At 73.5% G+C, this 24857-nt stretch carries 19 protein-coding genes; all 19 read right to left on the reverse strand.

Translation table 11 applies throughout. The features are described from left to right. Positions 1-2073: NAD-dependent DNA ligase LigA (gene ligA / locus E0W78_RS16160; RefSeq protein WP_131404966.1), on the reverse strand; the 2073-nt coding region annotated here is incomplete at its 3' end. A gap of 52 nt (positions 2074-2125) precedes the next feature. Continuing rightward, the gene (locus E0W78_RS16165) at positions 2126-3103 is read right to left on the reverse strand and encodes a methionine synthase (protein WP_131404967.1); all 978 of its coding nucleotides are present in this window, start codon (positions 3101-3103) and stop codon (positions 2126-2128) included. Positions 3104-3202: 99 nt separating this feature from the next. Further along, the gene (mnmA, locus tag E0W78_RS16170) at positions 3203-4294 is read right to left on the reverse strand and encodes a tRNA 2-thiouridine(34) synthase MnmA (RefSeq protein WP_131404968.1); all 1092 of its coding nucleotides are present in this window, start codon (positions 4292-4294) and stop codon (positions 3203-3205) included. Continuing rightward, a complete protein-coding gene (locus tag E0W78_RS16175; RefSeq protein WP_131404969.1) occupies positions 4291-5490 on the reverse strand; it encodes a cysteine desulfurase family protein in 1200 nt (399 codons plus the stop codon). Before E0W78_RS16175 ends, mnmA begins: the two co-directional genes overlap by 4 nt. A gap of 26 nt (positions 5491-5516) precedes the next feature. Further along, positions 5517-6659 (reverse strand): cysteine desulfurase family protein, encoded by a 1143-nt coding sequence (locus E0W78_RS16180; protein ID WP_131404970.1) that lies wholly within the window; start codon positions 6657-6659, stop codon positions 5517-5519. Further along, on the reverse strand, positions 6656-7498 hold the full coding sequence (gene nadC, locus E0W78_RS16185) for a carboxylating nicotinate-nucleotide diphosphorylase (protein WP_131404971.1): 843 nt from the start codon (positions 7496-7498) through the stop codon (positions 6656-6658). The genes E0W78_RS16180 and nadC overlap by 4 nt, the downstream gene beginning before the upstream one ends. After that, complete coding sequence (gene nadB / locus E0W78_RS16190) at positions 7498-8994, reverse strand: L-aspartate oxidase (RefSeq protein ID WP_131404972.1); 1497 nt, start codon at positions 8992-8994, stop codon at positions 7498-7500. Before nadB ends, nadC begins: the two co-directional genes overlap by 1 nt. Further along, on the reverse strand, positions 8991-10259 hold the full coding sequence (nadA, locus tag E0W78_RS16195; RefSeq protein WP_131404973.1) for a quinolinate synthase NadA: 1269 nt from the start codon (positions 10257-10259) through the stop codon (positions 8991-8993). The genes nadB and nadA overlap by 4 nt, the downstream gene beginning before the upstream one ends. Then, positions 10256-10915, reverse strand: coding sequence for an NUDIX domain-containing protein (locus E0W78_RS16200; protein WP_242686392.1), 660 nt, complete (start codon positions 10913-10915; stop codon positions 10256-10258). The genes nadA and E0W78_RS16200 overlap by 4 nt, the downstream gene beginning before the upstream one ends. 182 nt (positions 10916-11097) lie before the next feature. Next, on the reverse strand, positions 11098-14508 hold the full coding sequence (locus E0W78_RS16205; RefSeq protein WP_131404975.1) for an error-prone DNA polymerase: 3411 nt from the start codon (positions 14506-14508) through the stop codon (positions 11098-11100). A gap of 113 nt (positions 14509-14621) precedes the next feature. Beyond that, complete coding sequence (locus E0W78_RS16210) at positions 14622-16184, reverse strand: DNA polymerase Y family protein (protein ID WP_131404976.1); 1563 nt, start codon at positions 16182-16184, stop codon at positions 14622-14624. After that, a complete protein-coding gene (locus tag E0W78_RS16215; protein ID WP_131404977.1) occupies positions 16181-16825 on the reverse strand; it encodes a hypothetical protein in 645 nt (214 codons plus the stop codon). The genes E0W78_RS16210 and E0W78_RS16215 overlap by 4 nt, the downstream gene beginning before the upstream one ends. Before the next feature lie 137 nt (positions 16826-16962). Then, the gene (locus E0W78_RS16220; protein ID WP_131404978.1) at positions 16963-18735 is read right to left on the reverse strand and encodes an ABC transporter ATP-binding protein; all 1773 of its coding nucleotides are present in this window, start codon (positions 18733-18735) and stop codon (positions 16963-16965) included. After that, the gene (locus E0W78_RS16225; RefSeq protein ID WP_131404979.1) at positions 18732-19712 is read right to left on the reverse strand and encodes an ABC transporter permease; all 981 of its coding nucleotides are present in this window, start codon (positions 19710-19712) and stop codon (positions 18732-18734) included. The genes E0W78_RS16220 and E0W78_RS16225 overlap by 4 nt, the downstream gene beginning before the upstream one ends. Further along, complete coding sequence (locus E0W78_RS16230; RefSeq protein ID WP_131404980.1) at positions 19705-20631, reverse strand: ABC transporter permease; 927 nt, start codon at positions 20629-20631, stop codon at positions 19705-19707. The genes E0W78_RS16225 and E0W78_RS16230 overlap by 8 nt, the downstream gene beginning before the upstream one ends. Before the next feature lie 133 nt (positions 20632-20764). Next, the gene (locus E0W78_RS16235) at positions 20765-22393 is read right to left on the reverse strand and encodes an ABC transporter substrate-binding protein (RefSeq protein WP_131404981.1); all 1629 of its coding nucleotides are present in this window, start codon (positions 22391-22393) and stop codon (positions 20765-20767) included. Positions 22394-22594: 201 nt separating this feature from the next. Further along, positions 22595-23542 carry an electron transfer flavoprotein subunit alpha/FixB family protein gene (locus E0W78_RS16240; protein ID WP_131404982.1) on the reverse strand — a complete coding sequence of 316 codons (948 nt, stop codon included), beginning with the start codon at positions 23540-23542 and terminating at the stop codon, positions 22595-22597. A gap of 15 nt (positions 23543-23557) precedes the next feature. Next, positions 23558-24337 (reverse strand): electron transfer flavoprotein subunit beta/FixA family protein, encoded by a 780-nt coding sequence (locus E0W78_RS16245; RefSeq protein ID WP_131404983.1) that lies wholly within the window; start codon positions 24335-24337, stop codon positions 23558-23560. Between the two features lie 178 nt (positions 24338-24515). After that, a partial coding sequence (locus E0W78_RS16670; RefSeq protein ID WP_165570551.1) for a hypothetical protein occupies positions 24516-24857 on the reverse strand: 342 nt, incomplete at its 5' end.

Consider the following 24857-nt stretch of genomic DNA (forward strand, 5'->3'; position numbering starts at 1 on the left):
GTCCTCGGGAGCGCTCTCGTCGTCGGCCGCGGCCGGCGGGCCGTGGGCGACGAGCTCGTCGAAGGCGTCCTCGTCGAGGATCGGGACGCCGAGCTGCTCGGCCTTCTCGGCCTTGGACCCCGGCGCGTCGCCGACCAGCACGTAGTCGGTCTTCTTCGACACCGAGCCGGACGCCTTGCCGCCGCGGGCGATGATCGTCTCCTTGATCGAGTCGCGCGTGTAGCGCTGCAGCGAGCCGGTGACCACGATCGTCAGCCCGGCCAGCGTGCGCTCCACGGACTCGTCGCGCTCGTCGGCGGTGCGGACGCCGGCCGCCGCCCAGGCGTCGAGGATCGCCACGTGCCAGGGCACCTGCAGCCAGTCGACGACGGCGCGGGCGATCGTCGGGCCGACTCCGTCGACCGCGGCGAGGGTCTCGACGTCGGCCTCGCGGATCGCGGCCAGGTCGCCGAAGTGCGTCGCCAGCGCCCGGGCCGCCGTCGGACCGACGTGGCGGATCGACAGCGCCACGACGACCCGCCACAGCGGCTGCTGCTTGGCCTTGTCGAGGTTCTCGAGCAGCTTGCGGCCGTTGGCCGACAACGCACCGGCCTTGGTGCGGTACAGGTTGGTGCGCAGCAGGTCGTCCTCGGTGAGCGCGAACAGCCCGGCCTCGTTCTCGAGCACCTCGCTGTCGTGCAGCGCGACGGCGCCCTCGTAGCCCAGCGCCTCGATGTCGAACGCGCCGCGTCCGGCCACGTACTCGAGCCGTTCGATGATCTGGCCGCGGCAGTGCTCGGAGTTGGGGCAGCGCAGGTCGGCGTCGCCCTCCTTGGCCGGCGCGAGCGTCGTGCCGCACGACGGGCACTCGATCGGCATGACCCACGGCTCGGCGTCGTCCGGGCGCAGCGGCAGCACCGGGCCGACGATCTCGGGGATGACGTCACCGGCCTTGCGCAGCACGACCATGTCGCCGGGACGGACGTCCTTGCGGGCCACCTCGTGCTTGTTGTGCAGCGTGGCCATCTCGACCGTGGACCCGGCGACCTTGACCGGCTCCATGACGCCGTACGGCGTGACGCGCCCGGTGCGGCCGACGTTGACCCGGATGTCGAGCAGGCGGGTGTTGACCTCCTCGGGCGGGAACTTCCAGGCGATCGCCCAGCGCGGCGCGCGACTGGTCGAGCCCAGGCGGCGCTGCAGGTCGACCTGGTCGACCTTGACCACGACGCCGTCGATGTCGTGCTCGACGTCGTGGCGGTGCTCGCCGTAGTAGGCGATGAACTCCTCGACCTCGGCCAGGGTGTCGACCGTGCGGGCGCGGTCGGACGTGGGCAGCCCCCACGCCTTGAGCGCGTCGTAGGCCTGGCTCTGCCGCTCGGGGGTGAAGCCCTCGCGGTAGCCGAGCCCGTGGCAGACCATCGACAGCGGACGGCTCGCGGTGACCGAGGCGTCCTTCATGCGCAGGGACCCGGCGGCGGCGTTGCGGGGGTTGGCGAACGGAGTCTTGCCCGACTCGGCCCACGCCTCGTTGAACGCCTCGAACTCCGCGGTCGGGAAGTAGACCTCGCCGCGCACCTCGACGTACGCCGGCACCGGGAAGTCGTCGGTGCCGGTGAGCCGGTGCGGGATCGCCTTGATGGTGCGGACGTTGTTGGTGACGTCCTCCCCCACGCGTCCGTCGCCGCGGGTGACGCCCCGCGTGAGCACGCCCTGCTCGTAGGTGAGCGAGATGGCCAGGCCGTCGACCTTGAGCTCGCACAGGAAGGCGGCGTCGCCGGCGCCGTCGCGCAGCAGCCGCTCGTGCCAGGCCCGCAGCTCGTCGGGGCTGAAGGCGTTGTCGAGGCTGAGCATGCGCTCGCGGTGCTCGTAGGCCTCGAAGGTCGAGCTCGCGTAGCCGCCGACGGACTGCGTAGGCGAGTCGGGCGTGCGCAGGTCGGGCAGCTGCTCCTCGAGCTGCTCGAGCTCGCGCATGAGCGCGTCGTACTCGGCGTCGGAGACCGTGGGCGCGTCGTCGACGTAGTAGCGGGCCCGATGGCCCTCGATGACCTCGGTCAGCTCCTTGTGACGCTGGCGCAGCTCGTCGGTCTCCATGGCGCGATCGTATCGGCGGCCACCGACGTCGGCGCGGCGCGCCGCGGACGGCTCAGCGCTCGTCCGCGGACGCCTCGGCCAGGGTGCGGGCCAGCGCCAGCGCGCGGCGGGCGGCGGTCGGCGAGACCCCCGCGAGCCCGCACGCCGGGGTCACGACGAGCCGCTCGTCGTAGGCGTCGCGGGCGAAGCCGAGCCGGTCGAAGAAGGTCTCCAGCCGGCGGCCCAGCACGGCGTCGGAGCCCGGCTGCTCGACGGCCGGCACGGCGCCGGGCCACAGGTCGACGCCCGCCTCGAACGCCTCGGCCCAGGCGTCGTGCGGGTGGGCCAGCGCGAGGTCGAAGGCGAGGGCCTGGAAGCCGGCACCCCGCAGCAGGGCGACGGGGACGTCCGGGGCGCACGTGTGCACGACCGGACGCGCGCCGGCCCCGGCGATCGCGTCGACGTAGCGGCGCAGCAGGGCGTCCGCCTCCGGGGCGTCGACCTTGCGGTGCGTCGCCCAGCCGCTCGCGGTGGGCACCTTCGCCTCCAGCGTGGCGACGAGGGCGGGCTCGTCCACCTGCACGACCAGCTCGGCGTGCGGCAGGCGGCGGCGCAGGCCGCGGACGTGCTCGGCGACGCCCTCGGCCATCGACTCGGCGAGCTCGCGGCGCGCCCCGTGGTCGGCCAGCAGCTTGTCGCCCTTGGGACGCTCGACGGTCGCGGCCAGGGTCAGCGGACCCGTCACCTGGGTCTTGAACGGGCCGCGGTGCTCGCCGGCCAGCTCCTCGACGGCGTCCAGGTCGCGGGCCAGCAGCGAGCGGGCCCGGCGCAGGTCGACGCCGTCGTGGTCGGTGAGCCGCCAGCCCTGCGGCTGCAGGTCGGCGCCGACGCCCACGAGCAGCGCGAGCGAGCGTCCGACCATGCCGGCCGGGGCGCCGCGGGCGGGCAGCTCGGGCACGTGCGGCAGGGCGCCGACCTCGCCGAGCACGGTGTGGACGGTGTCGACCACGTCGGTGCCGGGCATCGAGCCGATGCCGGTGGCGAGCGCCATGCGTCCTCCTGGGTCGTGCGTGCGGGGTGGCGGTGGGCCTGCGTCCACGCGGGCCGGCGTCGTGGACGCGGGCTCACCGCCGGACGGGCGGGGTGGACGCTAGCCCACCGGCTCGCGGCGGTGGGTGCGCGCGATGGTGGCCGAGCCGACGACGCGGGTGCCGTCGTAGACCACGACGGCCTGTCCGGGCGCGATGCCGGACGCCGGGTCGTGCAGCGTGACGTGCACGCGGTCGCCGTCGACGGTCAGGCTGGCGCGGTGCTCGTCACCGTGGGCGCGCAGCTGCACGGTGCACGCCAGCGTCCCGGTGGGGGCGGTGCCGCACCACAGCGGGCGGATGCCCTCGAGCGCGTCCACCTGCAGACGCTCGCGCGGGCCGACGGTGACGGTGCCGGAGACGGGCTCGATGTCAAGCACGAAGCGCGGCTTGCCGTCGTCGGCCGGCACGCCCAGGCGCAGGCCGCGGCGCTGGCCGATGGTGAACGCGTACGCGCCGTCGTGCTCGCGCAGGACGGTGCCGTCCTCGTCGACGACCGACCCCGGGCGCGGGCCGAGCTTCTCGGCCAGCCAGCCGGCGTTGTCGCCGTCGGCGACGAAGCAGATGTCGTGGCTGTCGGGCTTCGTGGCCACCTGCAGGCCGCGCTCGGCCGCCTCGGCGCGCACGTCGGTCTTGACCGAGCCGCCGAGCGGGAACAGCGAGTGGGCCAGCTGGTCCTGGGTCAGGACGCCGAGGACGTACGACTGGTCCTTGCCGTGGTCGGTGGCGCGGTGCATCTCGATCGTGCCGTCGGCCGCGGTGCGCAGCTGGGCGTAGTGACCGGTGGCGACCGCGTCGAACCCGAGCGCGAGCGCCCGGTCGAGCACGGCGGCGAACTTGATCTTCTCGTTGCAGCGCAGGCACGGGTTGGGCGTGCGTCCGGCCGAGTACTCCGCGACGAAGTCGTCGACGACCTCGTCGGCGAACTCCTCGCTCATGTCCCACACGAAGAACGGGATGCCCAGGGCGTCCGCCGCGCGGCGGGCGTCGTTGGAGTCCTCGATCGAGCAGCAGCCACGCGCCCCGGAGCGGTACGAGCGCGGGTTGCGGCTCAGCGCCAGGTGGACGCCGGTGACGTCGTGCCCGGCGTCGACGGCGCGGGCGGCGGCGACGGCGCTGTCGACCCCGCCGGACATCGCGGCGACGACCCTCATCGCTGCCTCACCATGCCGGCGGCGAGCGCCCGCTCGTGGACGGCCGGGAGCACGGCGAGCAGCCGGTCGACGTCGGCCTCGGTGGACGTGTGGCCGAGGCTGAAGCGCAGCGACCCGCGGGCGGCCCGCTCGTCGTAGCCCATCGCGAGCAGGACGTGGCTGGGCTGCGGCACGCCGGCGGCGCAGGCCGAGCCGGTGGAGCACTCGACGCCCTGGGCGTCCAGCAGCATGAGCATGGCGTCGCCCTCGCAGCCCGGGAACGTCACGTGCGCGATGTTGGGCAGGCGGTGGCCGGCGCCCGGCTCGGGGTCGCCGTTGACGATCGCGTCCGGCACCACGCGGGTCAGGCCCTCGACGAGCCGCGTGCGCAGCGCCTCGATGCGCGCGGTGGTCTCGGCCTGCCGGGCCAACGTGACCTCGACGGCCTTGGCGAACGCGGCGATGAGCGCGACGCCGATGGTGCCCGAGCGCAGGTCGCGCTCCTGGCCGCCGCCGTGCAGCAGGGGCACCGGCTCGACCTCGCGCCGGATGACCAGCGCGCCGACGCCGACCGGGCCGCCGAGCTTGTGGGCGGTGACCGTCATGGCGTCCAGGCCGCTGGCCCCGAAGTCGAGCGGCAGGTAGCCGGCGGCCTGCACCGCGTCGCTGTGCACCGGGATGCCGTGGGCGGCGGCGAGCTCGACGACCTCGCGCACCGGCTGGACGGTGCCCATCTCGTTGTTGGCCCACATCGTGGTGATCGCGGCGACCGAGCCGGGATCGGTCTCGACCGCCGCACGCAGGGCGTCCAGCCGGATGCGTCCGATCTTGTCGACCGGGGTGGTCTCGACGGCGGCGCCCTCGTGCTTGGCCAGCCAGGTCACCGGGTCGAGCAGCGCGTGGTGCTCGATCGCGCTGAACAGGACACGGGTGCGGGCGGGGTCGGTGGCGCGGCGGGCCCAGAACAGGCCCTTGATGGCCAGGTTGTTCGCCTCGGTGCCGCCGGAGCAGAAGACGACCTCGCTCGGCCGGGCGCCGAGGTGGGACGCGACGAGCTCGCGGGCCTCCTCCACGGTGCGGCGGGCGGCGCGGCCGGCCGCGTGCAGCGAGGACGCGTTGCCGGTGCGGGCGAGCTGCTCGGTCATGACGGCGATCGCCTCGGGGACCATGGGCGTGGTCGCCGCGTGGTCGAGGTAGACGGTCTGCTGCTCGGTCATGACCGTCCCAGCGTAGTCCCGCTCCCCTACCCGGCCGCCGGGCGGAGCCGGGCCACCACCGCGGCGAGCGTGCGGGCGGCGTGCTCGAGCTCGTCGGCGGTGGCGCCGCGGCCGAACGTGAGCCGCACGGCGGTCTGCGCGACGTCGCGCGGCAGGCCCATCGCGGTGAGGACGTGGCTCGGCTCGTCGCTGCCCGCCGCGCAGGCCGACCCGCTGGAGCAGACGACGCCGCGCTCCTCGAGCCCGATCAGCGCCGCCTCGCCGCTCACGCCGGGCAGGACGAACGAGGCGTGCCCGGGCAGCCGGTCGGTCGCGTGCCCGGTGAGGGCCGCGCCCGGCACGGCGTCCAGGACCCGGGCGACGAGCGTGTCGCGCAGCGCGGCGACCCGGACCGACTCGGCGTCGCGGTCGGTCGCGGCCAGGCGCAGCGCCGTCGCGAGCCCGACGGCGGCGGCGACGTCCTCGGTGCCGCTGCGCCGTCCGTCCTGCTGCCCACCGCCGTGGACGAGCGGCTCCCACGGCGTGCGGCGGTCGACCCACAGCAGCCCCGAGCCCTTCGGCGTGCCGAGCTTGTGGCCGGAGATGCTGAGGGCCTGGACGCCCAGGGCCGCCGGGTCGAGCGGCAGCCACGGCGCGGCCTGCACCGCGTCGGTGTGGAACGGGACGCCGTGCGCCGCCGCCACCGCCGCGAGCCCGGCGACCGGCTGCACCGTGCCGACCTCGTTGCTGGCCAGCTGGACGCTCACCAGCGTGGTGTCGTCGCGTAGGACGGCGTCCAGCGCCTCGGGGGTGACCGTGCCGCGGTCGTCGACGCCCACCTCGGTCACCTCGAACCCGAGCCGGCCGAGCCAGCGTGCCGACTCCAGCACGGCGGGGTGCTCGACGGCCGACACGACGACGTGGCGCCCGCGCGGGGCGGCCAGCGCGAGTCCCTTCACCGCGGCGTTCGCCCCCTCGGTGCCACCGGACGTGAACGTCAGCTCGCCGGGCCGGACGCCGAGCAGCCCGGCCACCTCCTGCCGGGCCCGGTCGATGCCGGACCGTGCCGCGGCCCCCACCTCGTGGTGGCTGGCCGGGTTGCCGAAGACCCCGGTGAGGTAGGGCCACATCGCCTCGAGCACCTCGCGGCGCACGGGCGACGTGGCCGCCTCGTCGAGGTAGACGGTCACGACCCGACCACGACGTCCAGGCCGAGGTCGAGCGAGCGGACCCCGTGGGTCAGCGCGCCGACGCTGATGACGTCCACGCCGGTGGCGGCGACGCCCGCGATCGTCTCCAGGGTGATGCCGCCGGACGCCTCGACGACGGCCTTCCCGTCGATGCGGCGCACGCCGGTGACCAGGTCGGCCAGGGAGAAGTTGTCGAGCATGATCGTGTCGGGCTCGGCGTCGAGCACCTCGTCGAGCTGGTCGAGCCGGTCGATCTCGACCTCGACGTGCGTCGTGTGCGGCAGCTCGGCGCGCGCGCGGCGGATGGCCTCGCCGATCGACCCGACGACGGCGAGGTGGTTGTCCTTGGCCATGACGGCGTCGGACAGCGAGAAGCGGTGGTTGTGCCCGCCACCGCAGCGCACCGCGTGCCGCTCCAGCGCCCGCAGGCCGGGCGTGGTCTTGCGGGTGTCGACGACCCGCGCGCCCGTGCCCTCCACCGCGCGGACGTAGGCGCGGGTCGTGGTGGCGACCCCGCACATGCGCTGGACGAGGTTGAGCGCGACCCGCTCGCTCTGCAGCAGCGCGCGGGCCGGTCCGTGCACGCGCGCCAGGACGTCGCCGGGCACGAACGTCTCGCCGTCCTCGGCGAAGGCGTCGACGTCCACGCGGTCGTCCAGGGCGGTCATGGCGGCGGCGAACACCTCGATGCCGGCCAGGACGCCGGACTCACGGGCGACCAGCTCGGCGGTGGCGGTGACGCCGGCCGGCACGAGCACCTGGCTGGTGAGGTCGCCGTGCGGGGCGTCCTCGTCCAGGGCCATCGAGACGACGGCGTCGATCTGGCGGCGGTCGAGCATCAGGCTCCCTCTCGGCGCAGGACGCGGTGGCGCGCCTGGGCGGGGTCGGTACGGGGGTGGTCGGCGCGCTGGTGCGCGCCGCGCGACTCGGTGCGGCGCCGGGCCGCGGCGACGGTCGCCCGGGCCAGCACCAGCAGGTTGGCGTCCTCGGCGGACTTGGGGTCGGTGGGCGCGGGCGGCACCCAGGTCGCCAGTCGCGTGGCGGCGTGCGCGAGGGCGTCCTCGGTGCGTGCGACGCCCAGCGCGTCCCACATCAGCGACTGCAGCTCGGCCCGGGCGAACGTGTCGGTGCCGCCGGTGACGACGATCGGCTCGGACGGGCTCCAGCCCGGCCGCGGCGCCAGCGGGCGCGGACCGTCCTCGACCGCGCGCACCACCGCCCGGCCCTGCACCATGCCCTCCAGCAGCGAGTTGGACGCCAGCCGGTTGGCCCCGTGCAGGCCGGTGCACGCGCACTCGCCGACCGCGTGCAGCCCGGGCAGGCTCGTGCGCCCGGCGACGTCGGCCACGACGCCACCCATGGCGTAGTGCGCGGCGGGCGTGACCGGCACCGGCTCGCGCGACCAGTCCAGGCCGAGCGAGCGCACGTGGGCGTCGATGGTCGGGAACCGGGCCGCGAGCTGGTCGGCGCCGAGCGCGGTGGCGTCGAGCACCACCGGGCGTCCCTGCTCGTGGGCCCGGCGGGCGACGGCCCGCGCGACCACGTCGCGGGGCGCGAGCTCGCCGCGCGGGTCGACGTCGAGCAGGAACCGGTGGCCGGACGCGTCGCGCAGCACCGCGCCGGCGCCGCGCACCGCCTCGGAGACCAGGAAGCCGTCCGGCAGCACCGTCGGGTGGAGCTGGACGAGCTCGAGGTCGGCGACGTCGGCGCCGGCCCGCAGCGCCATGGCGACGCCGTCGCCGGTCGCCACCGACGGGTTCGTGGTGCGGCCGAGCAGCTGCCCCGAGCCGCCGGTGGCCAGCACGACGGCGTCGGCCGGCACGACCTCGCCGTCGAGCAGCCGGACGCCGGTGGCGCGGCCGTGCTCGACCACGACGTCCAGCGCGAACGCGTCCTCGCGGACGACGACCGCGGTGGCGCGCAGCGCGGCGACGAGGGCCCGGACGACCTCGGCCCCCGTGGCGTCGCCACCGGCGTGGACGATGCGCGAGGCCGAGTGGGCCGCCTCCAGCCCGCGGGCCAGGGCCCCGTCGGGCGCCCGGTCGAACGCCGCTCCGCGGGCGAGCAGGTCCGCGAGCGCGTCGGGCCCGGCGCCGCACACCGCGAGGGCGGCCTCGGCGTCGACCAGCCCGGCTCCGGCGGCGAGCGTGTCGTCGACGTGGCGCGGGACGTCCGCCGCGTCGAGCGCGACGGCCACGCCGCCCTGCGCCCGCGCCGTGCTGCCGTCGGCCAGGGACGCCTTGGTGAGCAGCACGACCCGGTGCCCGCGCGCGTCCGCCTCCAGCGCCGCGGTGAGTCCCGCGACGCCCGAGCCGACGACGGCGATCGTGCTCATGGCCGGGCGGTCGTCCGGGGCTGGGCGGCGAGCATCCGCTCCAGCGCGACGCGGGCGTCGGCGGCCACGGACTCCTCGACGACGATCTCGTTGCGCACCTCGCCCTCGAGCAGGCCGTCGAGCACCCAGGCCAGGTAGCCGGGGTGGATCCGGTACATCGTCGAGCAGGGGCAGATCACCGGGTCGAGGCAGAAGATGGTCTTGTCCGGGTGCTGGGCGGCGAGCCGGTTGACCAGGTTGACCTCGGTGCCGATGGCGATGGTGCTGCCGGGCGCGGCGGCCTCCACGAAGCGGCGGATGAGGTCGGTCGACCCGGCGGCGTCGGCGGCGTCCACGACCGGCATCGGGCACTCGGGGTGGACGACGACCTGCACGCCGGGGTGCTCGGCGCGGGCACGGGTGATCTGGTCGACCGTGAAGCGCTTGTGCACCGAGCAGAAGCCGTGCCAGAGCAGCACCTTCGCGTCGCGCAGCGTCGCCTCGTCGTTCCCGCCGAGCGGCTTGCGCGGGTCCCACAGCGGCATCCGCTCCAGCGGGACGCCCATCGCCTTGGCGGTGTTGCGGCCCAGGTGCTGGTCGGGGAAGAACAGCACCCGGCGTCCGCGCTCGAACGCCCACTCGAGCACGACCTCGGCGTTCGAGGACGTGCAGACGATGCCCCCGTTGCGGCCGCAGAACGCCTTGAGCGCGGCCGAGGAGTTCATGTAGGTCACCGGCACGACGGGCGCGAGGTCGCCGGTCTCGTCGGCGTAGACCTCCAGGAGCTGCTCCCAGGCCGCATCGACGGACTCGGTGTCGGCCATGTCGGCCATGGAGCACCCGGCGGCCAGGTTGGGAAGGATCACCCGCTGGCCCGGCCCGGCGAGCACGTCGGCGGTCTCGGCCATGAAGTGGACGCCGCAGAAGACGATCGTCTCGGCCTGCGGGCGGGTCAGCGCGGCGTTGGCCAGCTGGAAGGAGTCGCCCACGAAGTCGGCGTGCTGCACCACCTCGTCGCGCTGGTAGAAGTGGCCGAGCAGGACCAGCCGCTCCCCCAGCGCGTCCTTGGCCCGGCGGATGCGCGCGTGCAGCTCGGCCTCGTCCATGCGCTGGTAGGCGACCGGCAGCTGGCCCGGACGCGTGACCGGTGCCGGCAGCACGTCCAGCTCGGACGCGCCGGGGCCGTAGCCGGGTGTCGCGTCGAAGACCCAGGGTCCCTGCGCGAGGTCGGTGTCGCAGCTGGCGGCGGGCGCCGCGGTGATGGCGTCGTGGACGGAGGTGGTCATGCCTGGCTCCTGACGGGGGTGGCGACGCGGTACAGCGCCGGGGGTCGGTGGCTGGTGCCCTGCAGGCTGGTGCCGGTGGGCTCGATCGTGCGGCCGGCCAGCACCTGGCGACGGAAGTTGGCCGGGTCGAGGGGGCGTCCGAGCACGGCCTCGTGCACCTCGCGCAGCTCGGCGAGGGTGAACGTGTCGGGCAGGAAGTTGTGCGCGATCGGCGAGTACGTGAGCTTGGCCCGCAGCCGGTCCAGCGCGTAGCGGACGATCGCGTCGTGGTCGAAGGCCAGCGGGCCGGGCACCTCGTCGGCGACGAACCACTCGACGTTCTCGCCGTCGACGGCGCGGGCGTCCTCGGACGGACGCACGAGCGCCCAGTAGACGATCGAGACGACCCGGTCGGGCCCGGCGGAGCGGTCGACCGCGCCGAAGGAGTACAGCTGCTCCAGGTAGCGCGGGGCCAGGCCGGTGGTCCGCGCCAGGGTGCTGCGAGCGCTCGTGGCGAGGTCCTCGTCGGGACGCAGCGGGCCGCCGGGCAGCGCCCAGCGTCCCTCGTACGGCTCGCGGATGCGGCGGACCAGCGGCAGCCACAGCGTGGCACGCCCGGTGCGCGGGTCCGGACGCAGCGCGAAGCTCACGGTCGAGACCGCCAGGTCGATCGCCAACGTCCACTCCCCCTTCAGGTTGGCTTGACCCTAAGACCCCCTTCTGGTCAGGTCAACCCTTTGTCCGGCGCGGCGGGGTGCTCTCGTCGTCGCTGGGAGTGACGTCGTGCCCGCGACACACCGGGGCGGGCGTGCAGAACGTCACGCTCAGCGACGAGGGGACCCGGCGAGACGGGGACGGCTCAGCGGAAGTCGCGGGCCCGGTGCTTGGCGGGCAGGGCGGCGGCCGCGGCCGGGTACAGCTCCTCGAGCCGGACGAGCTTCTCGGCGACGAGGTTGACCACGCCCTCGGCCGAGACCTCGAGCATCCCGCGGACGACGACCGCCGCCGCGGTGCGCGCGACCCGCTGGTGGCGCTTCCAGACGTCGGGCGTGACGACGACGTTGAGCATGCCGGTCTCGTCCTCGAGGTTGAGGAAGGTGACGCCGCTGGCGGTGGCCGGGCGCTGGCGGTGGGTGATGAGGCCGCCGACGTGCACCCGGCGGCGCGGCTCGTGCCCGGCCAGCGCGGAGACGGCCAGCACCCCCTCGGACGTCAGCAGCTCGCGCACGTACCCCATGGGATGGGTGTCGGGCGAGACGTGCGTGGCCCACAGGTCGGCGACGGTCAGCTCGGCCGGCGTCATGCCCGGCAGCATCGGCGCCTCGACCACGGTGGCCGTGCCCGGCAGCATGTCGGGGCTGTCGGTGTACCCGGCGTTCCAGAGGGCCTCGCGCCGGCTCAGGCCCAGGCTGTCGAACGCGCCCGCGGTGGCCAGCGACTCCACCTGCGCGGTGGTCAGGCCGGTGCGCCGCACCAGGTCGGGGATGGACGTGAACGGCGCGTCGCCCCGTGCCGCGACGACCCGCTGCGCGGCGTCCAGCCCGATGCCCTGCACGGCGTCCAGGCCCATGCGGACGCAGAACCCGCCGTCACGCCGGTGCTCGGACGTGGGGTCGGGGGTGCCGCGGACGAACGGCTCGGGGGTCGGCTGGAGGAACTCCAGGCACGCGTCGCGGCCGCCGGGCGCGCCCTCGGGGTCGGGCTCGAGGTCGGCCTGGGCGCGCGAGCGGTTGACGTCGGGCCGCAGCACCCGCACGCCGTGGCGGCGGGCGTCGGCGACCAGCGACTGCGGCGAGTAGAAGCCCATGGGCTGGTTGCGCAGCAGCCCGACCAGGAACGCGCCCGGGTAGTGGAGCTTGAGCCACGAGCTGGCGTAGACCAGCACCGCGAAGCTCAGCGCGTGGCTCTCGGCGAAGCCGAAGTTCGCGAACGACTCGATGCGCTGGTACAGGTTGTCGGCCTGCTCGCCGACGATGCCGTGGGTGGCCATGCCCGCGTACAGCTTGTCCTTGAGCGTGCTGATGCGCTCGACCCCGCGCTTGGAGCCCATCGCCCGGCGCAGCAGGTCGGCCTCGGCGTGGGTGCAGTCGCCGATCGCCACGGCCATCTGCATGAGCTGCTCCTGGAACAGCGGCACGCCCAGGGTGCGCTCGAGCACCGGCTCGGTCAGCGGGTGCGGGTACTCGACCGGCTCCTGGCCCATGGCCCGGCGGATGTAGGGGTGCACCGCGCCGCCCTGGATCGGGCCGGGCCGGATGAGCGCGATCTCGATGGCCAGGTCGTAGAAGCGGCGGGGCTGCAGCCGGGGCAGCGTGCCGATCTGGGCCCGGCTCTCGACCTGGAAGACGCCGATCGAGTCGGCCCGGCAGAGCATGTCGTAGGTGGCGGCCTCGTCGCGCGGCAGCGTCGCGAGCGTCCACTCCTCCCCCAGGTGCTCGGCCACGACCCGCATCGTGTGGTCGAGCGCGCCGAGCATGCCCAGGCCGAGCAGGTCGAACTTCACCAGGCCCATGTAGGCGCAGGCGTCCTTGTCCCACTGCAGCACGGTGCGTCCGGGCATGCGGGCCCGCTCGATCGGCACGACCTCGCCGATCGGCTGGCGGGTCAGCACCATGCCGCCGGAGTGGATGCCCAGGTGGCGGGGCGAGCCCAGCAGCTGCTCGGCCAGGGCGAGCACCGGGGCCGGGATGCCGTGTCCCTCGTCGGGGTCGATGCGCGACCAGCTGTCGACCTGCTTGCTCCACGCGTCCTGCTGGCCCGGCGAATGCCCGAGCGCCTTGGCCGCGTCGCGCACCGCCGAGCGCGGCCGGTAGCTGATGACGTTGGCGACCTGCGCGGCGTTGCGGCGTCCGTAGCGCTCGTAGACCCACTGGATGACCTCCTCGCGGCGGTCGGAGTCGAAGTCGACGTCGATGTCGGGGGCGTCGTCGCGGGTCTCGGACAGGAAGCGCTCGAACGGCAGCTCGTAGTGCACCGAGTCGACGGCGGTGATGCCCAGGGCGTAGCAGACCGCGGAGTTGGCCGACGAGCCCCGGCCCTGGCACAGGATGCCCTGCTCGCGGGCGTGCTGGACGAGGTCGTGGACGATGAGGAAATAGCCCGGGAAGTCCTTCTCCTCGATGACCGCCAGCTCGCGCTCGATGCGCGCGGTGGCCCGCTCGCGGTCGTGGGCGTAGCGCAGCTCGATGCCCTCGGCGACCAGGTGGCGCAGCCAGCCCATCGCCGTCCAGCCCTCGGGGATGCCGTGCTGGGGCAGCTGCGGGCTCGCCGCGCGCAGGTCGAAGGCGAGCTCGTCGGACAGCGGCACGGTGCGGGCGACGGCGTCGCGGTGGCGCGGCATGCGGGCGAGCATCTCCGCGCCCGAGCGCAGGTGGCCGCCGCCGGCCGCGTCGAGCCAGCCGTCCATCTCGGCCAGGCTGCGGCGTCCGCGCACGGCGGCCATCGCCATGGCCAGGCGGCGCTCGGCCGGGGTGGCGTGGTGGACGTTGTTGGTCGCCACGGTCGGCAGGCCGAGCTCGGCGGCCAGCGCGGCCAGCGCGTCGTTGGTGGCGTCGTCGGTGGGCCGGCCGTGGTCGGTGAGCTCGACGTGCACGGCGTCGGCGCCGAACCGGTCGACCAGGCCACGCAGCGCGGTGCGGGCGCCGTCGCGCCCGCCCGCGGCCAGCGCCTGGCGCACCGCGCCCTTGCGGCAGCCGGTGAGCACGGCCCAGTGCCCGCGGCCCCGGTCGACGAGGTCGTCCAGGTCGTAGCGCGGGTGGCCCTTCTCGTCGCCGGCCAGGTGCGCCTCGGTCATGGCCGCGGCGAGCCGGTGGTAGCCCTCGACGCCCCGGGCCAGGACGAGCAGGTGCTGGCCCTCGGGGTCGGGCACGCCGTTCTGCGGACCGGTCAGCCCCAGCGACAGCTCGGCCCCGTAGACGGTGCGCAGCCCGTGCTCGGCGTGCAGCTGGGCGGTCTCGGCGACGTACGGCGCGGCGTGGAAGCCGTCGTGGTCGGTGATCGCCAGCGCGTGCAGGCCCAGGCCGATCGCCTCGGCCACCAGCGCCTCGGGCCCGCTGGCGCCGTCGAGGAAGCTGTAGCTGCTGTGGCAGTGCAGCTCGGCGTACGGGACGACCGGGCCGGTCGGCCGGCGGACGTCGTCGCGCACCGCGGGCCGGCGCTTGCGCGAGTAGCCCGGCGCGTCGCCACCGTCGGGCTCGGGCGCCTCGGGCGGACGTCCGGAGAGCCCCCGCTCGAGCTCGCGCCACGGGATGTCGGGGTTGAAGTACGGCACCTCAGACCCGCCCCGGGCTCGCGCTGAGTGTGACGTTTCGGGGGGCGGGAGCGCCGATCCACCCCCGGGACGTCACACTCAGCGGGACGGTGACCCCACGGGGAGGGTGAGGCTCAGTCATAGCGGGCCTCGGTCCACCACTGGCCGTTCTCGACGACCATGAGCCAGGCACTGCCGTCGACGCCGACGACCTGGAAGCGGGCGATGCGGCGCGCGTGCGCCTCGTCCCACCACAGCTCGTCGACCGGCCACGGCCCGGCCCAGGACGCCACCGGCTGCCAGTCGGCGTGCGGCTCGGCCCGGAAGAGGGCGGGCTCGCCGGTGACCGTGCCGCGTCCGGTGACGCCGACCGCCTGGCCCTCGGCCCCGACGACCAGTGCCTCCTGCGGGCTGGCGAACACCGTGGCCGGCGCCGGCGGGGGCAGGCTGCCCGGCCACGGCAGCGCGGGGCCACGGGTCGCCACCGGCTTGTCGCCCCACGGGGTGAGCAGCTGGCGCGCGGCCGGCGTGCGTCCGCCCTGCAGCCCGACGGCCAGCACCGACTCGTGGCCGACCATGCTCTGCACGCGGGCGACGGCGCGCTCGACCGCGGCGTCGGGACCGCCGCCGAACAGGCTCTCGGCGTGGTCGCCCAGCGACTCCAGCCCCTCCGGGACGAGCCGCACCGCGCCCACGGGCGCCTCGACGCCCCGGGCGGCCTGCAGCTGCCAGCGGACCCGGTCGACGACGTCGCCGCTGGCGAACCAGCGCGGGTGCGACCAGCTGCGGGCCGAGACCAGCTCGCCCTCGGCGTCGACCTCGATGCGCACCTGGGTGCACACCAGGCCGGCCTCGGCCAGACGGGCCACGAACCGCTCGGCGGTGGTGCGCAGGCTGAACGCGACCTGGTCGACCCGCGACAGCGGCGGCTCGAAGGCGAGCTCGGCCGACAGCTCGGGCGGGACGGCGCGCGCGGCCAGCGGACGCGCCTCGAGCCCGCGCGCGAGCCGGTGCAGCAGCGCGCCCTCGCGCCCGAAGCGGGTGTGGACGTCGGCGGCCGGCAGCGCGCCGAAGTCGCGCAGCGTGCTCAGGCCCATGCGGCGCAGCAGGCTCACCAGGTCGTCGGACTCCAGCACCTCCACCGGCAGCGTGGCCAGGTAGGCCGCGCTCTGTCCCGGCGGCACGACGACGCAGTCCTGGGCCGGCGCCCGGCGCGCCGCCTGCTCGGCGGCGAACAGCGTGTCGGCCACGCCGGCCCGCGAGTCCCACACGCCCAGGCCGACCAGGTGCTCGGCGATCACGGCGGCGGCCTCGGTCTCGCCGCCGAACCAGCGGGCGGGCGGGCGCAGGGCGCACAGGCCCGGACGCAGCGGGGCGACCCCGGGCACGATCGACTCCAGGCCACCGAGGACGACCTCGAACGCGCGGGCCTCGGCCTCCGGCTCGTGGTCGAGCAGCACGAGGTCGGGGCACCGCGCCTGGGCGTCGCGCCGGCGCATGCCGCGGCGCACGCCGTCGTCGCGCGCCTCCGGCGAGCAGGCCAGCACCCGGTGGCCGGACATGACGGCGACCGGCGCCTCGGTGGGCCGGCGCATGAGCGCCGCGACCACGGGCCAGTCGGGGCACCAGACGACCAGCCGGCGGTCGGTGCTCCGCTCCGCGGCGGGGCCCGGCCGGGCCGGCGACTCCGTGCTCATCCGACGCTCCGCAGCGGCGTGGGCACGGTCTCGACCTCGCGGACGCCCTGGTCGTCGGGAGCGGGCAGCCACAGCCGGCGCCGCCGGGCCGGACCGGTGCCGCGGCGCACCTCGACGGTGGCCTGGCGGCCCTGCAGGTGGCCGTGGCCGCGCTCGAGCCCGGCCCAGACCGGGTCGGACAGGGTCAGCCGGGCGTCGGGCCGGGGCCAGTCGCCCCACACCACCAGGACCCCGCCGCGCTTGCGCAGCCGGGCGACCAGCCGGGCGGCGGCGGACTCGGCGACGCTCGACGGCGGACGCACGACGACCGCCCCCAGCGCGTCGACCAGGGCGGCGGTGACCTCGAGCCACGCGTCGGCCGGGTCGGGGACGAGCACGAGCCGGCCCAGGTCGACCCCGAGCGCCGCCGTGGCCTCCAGGCCCAGCTCGGTCGAGCCGACCACGCCGCACCAGGCGCCGTCGGCCGAGGGGCCGGCCAGCAGCAGGCCCACGAGGGTGGCCGAGTCGACCGTGTACGTGCCGCCGGCCCGCAGGCCGAGCAGTCCGTTCAGCGCCGGGTGGGTGGCGACCGGCTGCGCCGCGGGGCGTCCCTGCATGAGGTCGACCCGCGCCTGGAGCTGCTCCACCACCGACGCGACCATGGGTCCAGTATCGAACGCGTGTTCGAACCGGGTCAACTCTCGACCCGAGGTGGAGGGTCACCCTCGGCGTCCTCCCCGGACGCACGAACAGGCCCCCGGGACCGACCGGTCCCGGGGGCCTGCGCGTCAGCGGACGGTCAGCGACCGAGCTCGATCGACCCGCCGGGGATCGCGTCGAGCAGCTTGCGCGTGTACGCCTGCGTCGGGTTGCTGAAGACCTCGTCGACCGAGGCCTGCTCGACCGCCTTGCCCTTCTCCATGACGATGACGTCGTCGGCGATCTGCCGGACGACGGCCAGGTCGTGGGTGATGAACAGGTAGCTCAGTCCCAGCTCGGCCTGCAGCTCGTTGAGCAGCTCCAGGATCTGGGCCTGCACGAGCACGTCGAGCGCAGAGACGGCCTCGTCGCAGATGACCACCTCGGGCTGCAGCGCCAGGGCCCGCGCGATGGCGACGCGCTGGCGCTGGCCGCCGGACAGCTCGGACGGGAACCGCGGCATCACCGAGGTGGGCAGCGAGACCTTGTCGAGCAGGTCGCGCACGCGCGCCTCGCGCTCCTTCTTGCTGCCGATGCCGTGCGTGCGCAGCGGCTCCTCGATCGACTGGTAGACCGAGTACAGCGGGTCCAGGGACGCGTACGGGTTCTGGAACACCGGCTGCATCTGGCGACGCAGGCGCAGCTGGTCCTTGCCCTTGAGCGTGCGGACGTCGACGCCGTCGAACAGCACCGTGCCCGACGTCGGCTCCAGCAGGTCCAGCACCATGCGCGCGACGGTCGACTTGCCCGAGCCGGACTCGCCCACGATCGCCGTGGTCGTGCCGCGGCGCAGCGAGAACGAGACGTCGTCGACGGCGGTGAAGTCGATCTTCTGGCCGGGACGCTTGCCGCGGAGCTTGAACACCTTGGTGAGGTTCTGCACCGTGATGACGTCGTCACGGGTGACGTCACCGACGACCTCGGGCTCGGCCTCCAGCTCGGCGGCGATCTCGCCGGCGGTCTGGACGGCCTGCGCCTTGACCTCCTCGCGCTCCACGCGCGCCGACAGGCGCTGCGAGGCGAGCGAGGGCGCCTTGGAGACCAGGCGCTGCGTGTACGGGTGCTCGGGGTGCTGGAGGATGTCCAGCGCCGGGCCCGACTCGACGACCTTGCCCTTGTACATGACCACGAGGTGGTCGGCGCGCTCGGCGGCCAGGCCGAGGTCGTGGGTGATGAGCAGGACGGCCACGCCCAGCTCGCCGGTCAGCATCTCCAGGTGGTCCAGGATCTGCTTCTGCACCGTCACGTCCAGGGCGGACGTCGGCTCGTCGGCGATGAGCAGCTTCGGCCGCGCGGCCAGGCCCATCGCGATGAGCGCGCGCTGGCGCATGCCGCCGGAGAACTCGTGCGGGTACTGCTGCGCCCGGCGCTCGGCGTCCGGAAGACCGGCCTCCTCGAGCAGCTCGACGACGCGACGGTCGGCCTCCTTGCCCTTGGCGACGCCGTTGGCCTCGAGCGCCTCCTTGATCTGGAAGCCGACCTTCCACAGCGGGTTGAGGTTGCTCATCGGGTCCTGCGGCACCAGGCCGATGGACGAGCCGCGCATGGCGACGATGTCGTCCTTGCGGGCCTTGGACACGTCGCGGCCCTGGAACAGGATCTCGCCGCCGGTGACCTCGCCGCGGCCGGGCAGCAGGTCGATGACCGCGTGCGCGGTGGTCGACTTGCCCGAGCCGGACTCGCCGACGATCGCGACGGTCTGGCCCGGGTACACGGTCAGGCTGGCTCCGCGCACGGCCGGCACGACGTCCTTCTTGGACGTGCGGAAGCCGACCTGCAGGTCCTTGATCTCCAGCAGCGGGTCGACGGCGGGGTCGTACCCGGGGGCCGGGGCGTTCTTCTTGGCGGCGCGCGCCTCGGAGCGGGTGCTCACTTCTTCCTCGCCTTCGGGTCAAAGGCCTCGCGCACGGCGTCGCCGAGCAGGATGAAGGCCAGGACGGTGATCGCCAGGGCGGTCGCGGGCACGAACATCACCTCGAGGTGCTGGCCGGAGCGCACGAGCACCTGCGCGGCGGCGATGTCGTTGCCCCACGAGACCACCGACGAGCGCGGCAGGCCCAGGCCCAGGAAGGACAGGGTCGCCTCGGCCACGATGAACACGCCGAGCGTGATCGTCGCGGTGACGATGACCGGCGCCATCGCGTTGGGCACGATGTGGCGGACGAGGTTCTTCCAGCGCGAGGCGCCGATCGCGGTGGCCGCGTCGACGAACTCCAGGCTCTTGACGCTCAGCACCGCGCCACGCATCTGGCGGGTGATCTGCGGCCACGCGAACAGCGCGAGCGCGCCGACCACGACGAACACCGATCCCCAGAACTGACGCTCGGGCCAGATGTTGTTGATGATCGAGATGACCACGATCGCGGCGAGCAGCAGCGGGATCGAGAAGAAGATGTCGCTCAGGCGCGAGATCAGCGAGTCGACCCAGCCGCCGAAGAAGCCGGCGATGGCGCCGGTGACGACGCCGACGACGGTGACGAACAGCGTGGCGAACACGCCGACGGCGACCGACGCGCGCGCTCCGTAGAGCGTGCGGGCCCAGACGTCGCCGCCCTGCTGGGTGAAGCCCAGCGGGTGACCCTCGCGCGCGGGGGCGAGGCTGTCGGACAGGTTCTCGTAGGACGGGTCGGCGCTGGTGAACAGGCCGGGGAACGCCACGACGATCGCGATGATCACGAGCAGCGTGCCGGAGATCCAGAACAGCGGGCTCTTGCGCAGCCGCTTCCAGGCCTCCTTCCACTGGCTCTCGGGCGCGGCGGACAGGTCGACCGAGTCGACGTCCTGCAGCGGGGTCTCCTCCAGGGGGGCGACGAAGCGCTCCTGGCCGGGGCGGATGGCGATCTCAGGCATAGCGGATCCTCGGGTCGAGCCAGGCGTACAGCAGGTCCACGAGCAGGCTCGCCAGGACGTAGACGAGCACCATGATCGTGACCACCGAGACGACGGTGGGGTTCTCGCCGCGCTTGATCGCGTTGTAGGCGAGGTTGCCGACGCCGGGGATGTTGAAGATGCTCTCGGTCACGACGGCGCCCGCCATGAGCGCGCCCAGGTCGACGCCGAGGAAGGTCACGACCGGGATGAGCGAGTTGCGCAGCACGTGGTTCTTCACGACCTGGCGCTGCGTCAGGCCCTTGGCCCGCGCGGTGCGCACGTGGTCGGTGGACAGGTTCTCGGCGACGCTCGTGCGCGTCAGGCGCAGCACGTAGGCGAACGACACGAGGCCGAGGACGAAGGCCGGCAAGATCAGCTTGCTCACCGACCAGTCTCCCCCGACGGTGGGATCCACCCACCCCAGCTTCACGCCGAAGATCAGCTGCAGGACGAAGCCGAAGACGAAGATCGGGACGGCGATCACGATGAGCGAGGTGACCAGCATCGTCGAGTCGAACAGGCCGCCGCGGCGCAGGCCGGCGATGGTGCCGGCGACGATGCCCAGGACCATCTCGATGGCCAGGGCCATGAGCGCCAGGGTGATCGTGACGGGGAACGCCTGGGAGACCAGGTCGATCACGGGGCGCCCGGTGTAGGAGTTGCCGAAGTCGAGGGTGACCGCGCCCTTGAGGAAGAGCAGCCACTGGACGAGGAAGGGCTTGTCGAGGTTGTACTGCGCCTCGATCTGCTCCTTCACGCCCTCGTTGACCGGCTTCTCACCGAACAGGCCGGCGATCGGATCGCCCGGCCGAAGGAAGACCAGGGCGTAGATGATGAACGTGGCCCCGAGGATGACGGGGATTGTTTGCAGTAGTCGTTTTCCGACGTACCACCACACAGCTGCCTCCTGATGAGAGAACCCGCGGACGGCGCACCGCGCCGATCGGGCGGGCCGGTCCACAATAGGACGCTGGGGGTAGCGACGAGTCGCTACCCCCAGCGAGTTGCTCCTAGAGCGGTGCCACCGAGTACTACTTGGTGAGCTTGTGGTACTCCGGCAGGTTCTGCCAGTTGAACTCGACGTTGTTGACACCCTTGGCCGAGGCCGCGGCGATGTTCGTGTACCAGGTCGGGATGGCCGGCAGGTCCTGCATCAGCACGGCCTGGGCGTCCGAGTAGAGCTTGTAGCGCTCGTCCTCGTCCTGGGCGCCCGCGGCCTGGTTGATCAGGTCGTCGAACTGCTTGTTGGAGTAGTCACCGTCGTTCGAGCCGGCACCCGTGCCGTAGACCGGCGCGAGGTAGTTGTAGATCGACGGGTAGTCGGGCTGCCAACCGGTGCGGAACGCGATCTTGATGGTGCGGTCCGTGACGTCCTTGCGGAGCTCGTCGAAGGTCGGGTACGACTTGCCCGACGCCTGGATGCCCAGGTTGTTCTTCAGCTGGTTGGAGACCGCGTCGACCCAGGCCTGGTGGCCACCGTCGCCGTTGTAGCCGATCTGGAACTTGCCGTTGAACTTCTTGATCTCGTCGGCCTGCGCCCAGAGCTGCTTGGCCTTCTCCGGGTCGAAGGACAGGACCTCGGAGCCCTCGATGTCCTCGTTGAAGCCGGGCATCAGCGGCGAGCTGAAGTCCTTGGCCGGGGTGCGGGTGCCGTTGAAGATCTTGTCGGTGATCTCCTCACGGTTGATGGCCAGGGAGATGGCCTGGCGACGCAGCTTGCCCTCCTCGTCCGAGCCGAAGCCGGGCATCGACTGCGGGATCGTGAAGGACTGGAAGACCGAGCCGGGCTCGGAGACGGGCTGGACGTTCTCGTCGGACTCGAAGGTCGTCAGGGCGCTGTCCGGGACGGTCTTGAGCACGTCGAGGTTGCCGGCCTGCACGTCGGTGTAGGCGGCGTCGAGGTCGGTGTAGAACTTGAAGGTCAGGCCGCCGTTCTCGGGCTTGCGCTCACCGTCGTACTTCTCGTTCGGGACCAGGCGGATCTGGGTGTCGTGCTCCCAGGCGCCCTCGCCGTCCATCTTGTACGGGCCGTTGGTGATGGGGTTCTCGCCGAACTCCTTGGTCACCTTGCCGTCGGAGCCGAAGGCGGCGTCCGGCAGCGGGAAGAACGCCGAGTAGCCCAGACGCGCCGGGAAGTCGGCCTCGGCCTGCTTCAGCGTGATGGTGAAGGTCTTCTCGTCGACGACCTTGAGGCCCGAGAGCTCGGGGGTCTCGGAGTTGCCCTCGTCGTTCGTGCCCGCGATCGGGTAGTAGAAGTAGGCGTTGAGCTGGGCGTTGTCGATGAACGCGCCGTAGCTCCAGGCCTTGACGAAGGAGTCCGCGGTGACCTTCGAGCCGTCGCTGAACTCCCAGTCCTTCAGCTTGACGGTCCAGGTCTTGTTGTCCTCGGACTCGATCGAGTCAGCGACCTCGTTGACGGTGGAGCCGTCGGCCTTGTAGGCCACCAGGCCCGCGTAGAGCTCGTCGATGACGTTGCCGCCACCGGTCTCGTTCGTCGAGCTCGGCACCAGCGGGTTCTGGGGCTCGGAGCCGTCGACGGTGATGACCTGGTCGCTGGACGACGAGTCGTCGCCGCTGTCACCGCCGCAGGCGGCGAGCGTCAGGCTCGCCGCGGCCACCAGTGCCACACCCGCGAGGCGCGTACGCCGGGAGAGTCGCATGTTTCCTCCTGTGTTCAGGTTGCTGCACAGCCGTGCATCCGTTAATGACTATCACCTGGCCCACGCGCTCTCCTAGCCGCGACGGGCCATGCAACTGATTTGTAATAAACCGTCCGGACGGTACGCCGGGGGCCCGGACGGGCCAGGACGCACGCGGGCCCCGGTGGATCGCTCCACCGGGGCCCGCGTCGCGCGGAGGGCTCAGCCCTTGCGCTTGGTGATCTCCTCGGTCGCCTGCGGCAGGACCGTCTTGAGGTCGCCCACGACGCCGAAGTCGACGAGCTCGAAGATCGGCGCCTCGTCGTCCTTGTTGACCGCGACGATCGTCTTGGACGTCTGCATGCCGGCGCGGTGCTGGATGGCGCCGGAGATGCCGTTGGCGACGTACAGCTGCGGCGACACCGTCTTGCCGGTCTGGCCGACCTGGAAGGTGTGCGGGTACCAGCCGGAGTCGACCGCGGCGCGCGAGGCGCCCACGGCGGCACCGAGGACGTCGGCCAGGGCCTCGACCTCGGAGAAGTCGCCACCGGTGCCACGGCCGCCGGAGACGACGATCGCGGCCTCGGCCAGCTCGGGGCGGCCGGACTTCTCGCGCGGCTTGCGCTCGGTCACCTTCGCCGCCTTGGCGGCGTCGGAGACGTCGGCCGTCTTGGCCACGACCTCGCCGGCGGCCGGAGCGGCCTGCGGCGTGGTGGAGTTCGGCTTGACGGTGATGACCGGCGTGCCCTTGGTGACCTTGGCGGTCACGGTGTAGTTGCCGGCGAACACGCTCTGCGTCGTGACCGGGCCGGCCTCGACGTCGACCGCGTCGGTGATGATGCCGGAGTCGGTCTTGAGCGCGACGCGCGCGGCGACCTCCTTGCCCTCCGTGGTCGAGGGCACCAGCACGGCCGCCGGCGAGACCTCGCCGACGAGGGCCGCGAGGGCCTCGGCCTTGGGCGCGACGAGGTAGTCGGTGAAGACCGCGTCGTCGTAGGAGTAGATCTTCGCGGCACCGAACTCGGCCAGCTTCTCCTTGGCCGTGTCGGCGCCGGCGCCGAAGACGACCGCGGAGGGCTCGCCCAGGCGCGCGGCGAGGGTCAGGAGCTCCAGCGTGGGCTTGGTGACGGCACCGTCGACGTGGTCGACGACCACCAGAACTTCAGTCATGGGTGGTGCTCCTTCTCAGATGAACTTCTTGGAGGCGAGGAACTCGGCCAGCTTGGTGCCGCCGTCGCCCTCGTCGGTGACGATCTCGCCGGCCGTGCGGGGCGGGCGGGGCGCGGTCGACTCGACCTGCGTGCCGGACGCGTCCAGGCCGACCTGCGCGGCGTCGACGCCGAGGTCGGCCAGGCTCCACTCGTCGACCGGCTTCTTCTTCGCGGCCATGATGCCCTTGAAGGACGGGTAGCGCGGCTCACCGGTCTGGTCGGTGACGCTCACGACGACCTTGCCCTCGGCGGTGACCGTCTCGGAGGCGGCGTCGCCGTCGCGGCGGATCGTGACGGTCGAGCCGTCGACGGTGATCTCCGAGCCGTAGGTGACGGCCGGCAGGCCGAGGCGCTCGGCGACGAGCGTCGGGACGATGCCCATGGAGCCGTCGGTCGAGGCCATGCCGAACATGACCAGGTCGTACTCGAGCTTCTCGATCGCCTTGGCGAGCACCAGCGACGTCGCGATGGCGTCGGAGCCGGCGATGGCCTCGTCGTTGACGTGGACGCCGGCGTCGGCGCCCATCTGCAGGGCCTTGCGGACCGCGTCGGCAGCGTCGTCGGGGCCGACCGTCAGCACGGTCACCTCGCCCTCGCCCTCCTCGACGATCTGCAGCGCCTGCTCGACCGCGTACTCGTCGAGCTCGGACAGCAGGCCGTCGACGTTCTCGCGGTCGACGGTGTCGTCGCTCTCGAACTTCCGGTCGGCCGTCGCGTCGGGTACGTACTTCACTGCGACAACGATCTTGGTCACGAAGACCCTCCTGTGATCACGGGACGCGGCGCCAGGTGCGGCGCCGCGACGGTCGGGGTGGGTACCGCGAGGACAGCGGTCGCGCGCGGCCCACCGTTGCGAATGTTACCGACGCGTGACATACGGGGAAACCGGGCATGGAATGGCCTGGGTCACACCGCGCGGAACCCGGCGGCGGCTAGGCCAGGCGGGCGACCAGCCACGCCGCGAGGCGTCCGGCGACCAGCGCGAGCACCGACCCCAGGCCCCACGCGGCGAGCGTCTCGCGGACCTCGCCCTGCTCGCCGGAGAAGTCGAACAGCCCGCGCAGCGACCCGGCCAGGGCGTCGCACACGTCGGCGAGCTGGGCCCCCCAGCCGCTGCCGGTGTCGACGCCGACCGCGACCGCCAGGGCCCCGGCGGCGAGGACGACCGACACGAGCAGGCCGGCGGCCGCGACGAGCCCGGCGACCAGCCGGACGACCCGGGTGCGGGCGGGCGGACGCGGGGAGGGCGGCGCCGGGACGCGCGTGCTCGATCG

The organism is Aeromicrobium sp. IC_218 (assembly GCF_004336805.1).
Classification (GTDB): domain Bacteria; phylum Actinomycetota; class Actinomycetes; order Propionibacteriales; family Nocardioidaceae; genus Aeromicrobium.

What these genes read in the sequence shown, in the direction of transcription:
- E0W78_RS16165 (WP_131404967.1), bottom strand. Translation starts at nt 3,103, where the DNA reads ATGGCGCTCGCCACCGGCATCGGCTCGATGCCCGGCACCGACGTGGTC.
- mnmA (WP_131404968.1), bottom strand. Translation starts at nt 4,294, where the DNA reads ATGAGGGTCGTCGCCGCGATGTCCGGCGGGGTCGACAGCGCCGTCGCC.
- E0W78_RS16175 (WP_131404969.1), bottom strand. Translation starts at nt 5,490, where the DNA reads ATGACCGAGCAGCAGACCGTCTACCTCGACCACGCGGCGACCACGCCC.
- nadC (WP_131404971.1), bottom strand. Translation starts at nt 7,498, where the DNA reads ATGCTCGACCGCCGCCAGATCGACGCCGTCGTCTCGATGGCCCTGGAC.
- nadB (WP_131404972.1), bottom strand. Translation starts at nt 8,994, where the DNA reads ATGAGCACGATCGCCGTCGTCGGCTCGGGCGTCGCGGGACTCACCGCG.
- nadA (WP_131404973.1), bottom strand. Translation starts at nt 10,259, where the DNA reads ATGACCACCTCCGTCCACGACGCCATCACCGCGGCGCCCGCCGCCAGC.
- E0W78_RS16210 (WP_131404976.1), bottom strand. Translation starts at nt 16,184, where the DNA reads ATGAGCACGGAGTCGCCGGCCCGGCCGGGCCCCGCCGCGGAGCGGAGC.
- E0W78_RS16215 (WP_131404977.1), bottom strand. Translation starts at nt 16,825, where the DNA reads ATGGTCGCGTCGGTGGTGGAGCAGCTCCAGGCGCGGGTCGACCTCATG.
- E0W78_RS16225 (WP_131404979.1), bottom strand. Translation starts at nt 19,712, where the DNA reads ATGCCTGAGATCGCCATCCGCCCCGGCCAGGAGCGCTTCGTCGCCCCC.
- E0W78_RS16235 (WP_131404981.1), bottom strand. Translation starts at nt 22,393, where the DNA reads ATGCGACTCTCCCGGCGTACGCGCCTCGCGGGTGTGGCACTGGTGGCC.
- E0W78_RS16240 (WP_131404982.1), bottom strand. Translation starts at nt 23,542, where the DNA reads ATGACTGAAGTTCTGGTGGTCGTCGACCACGTCGACGGTGCCGTCACC.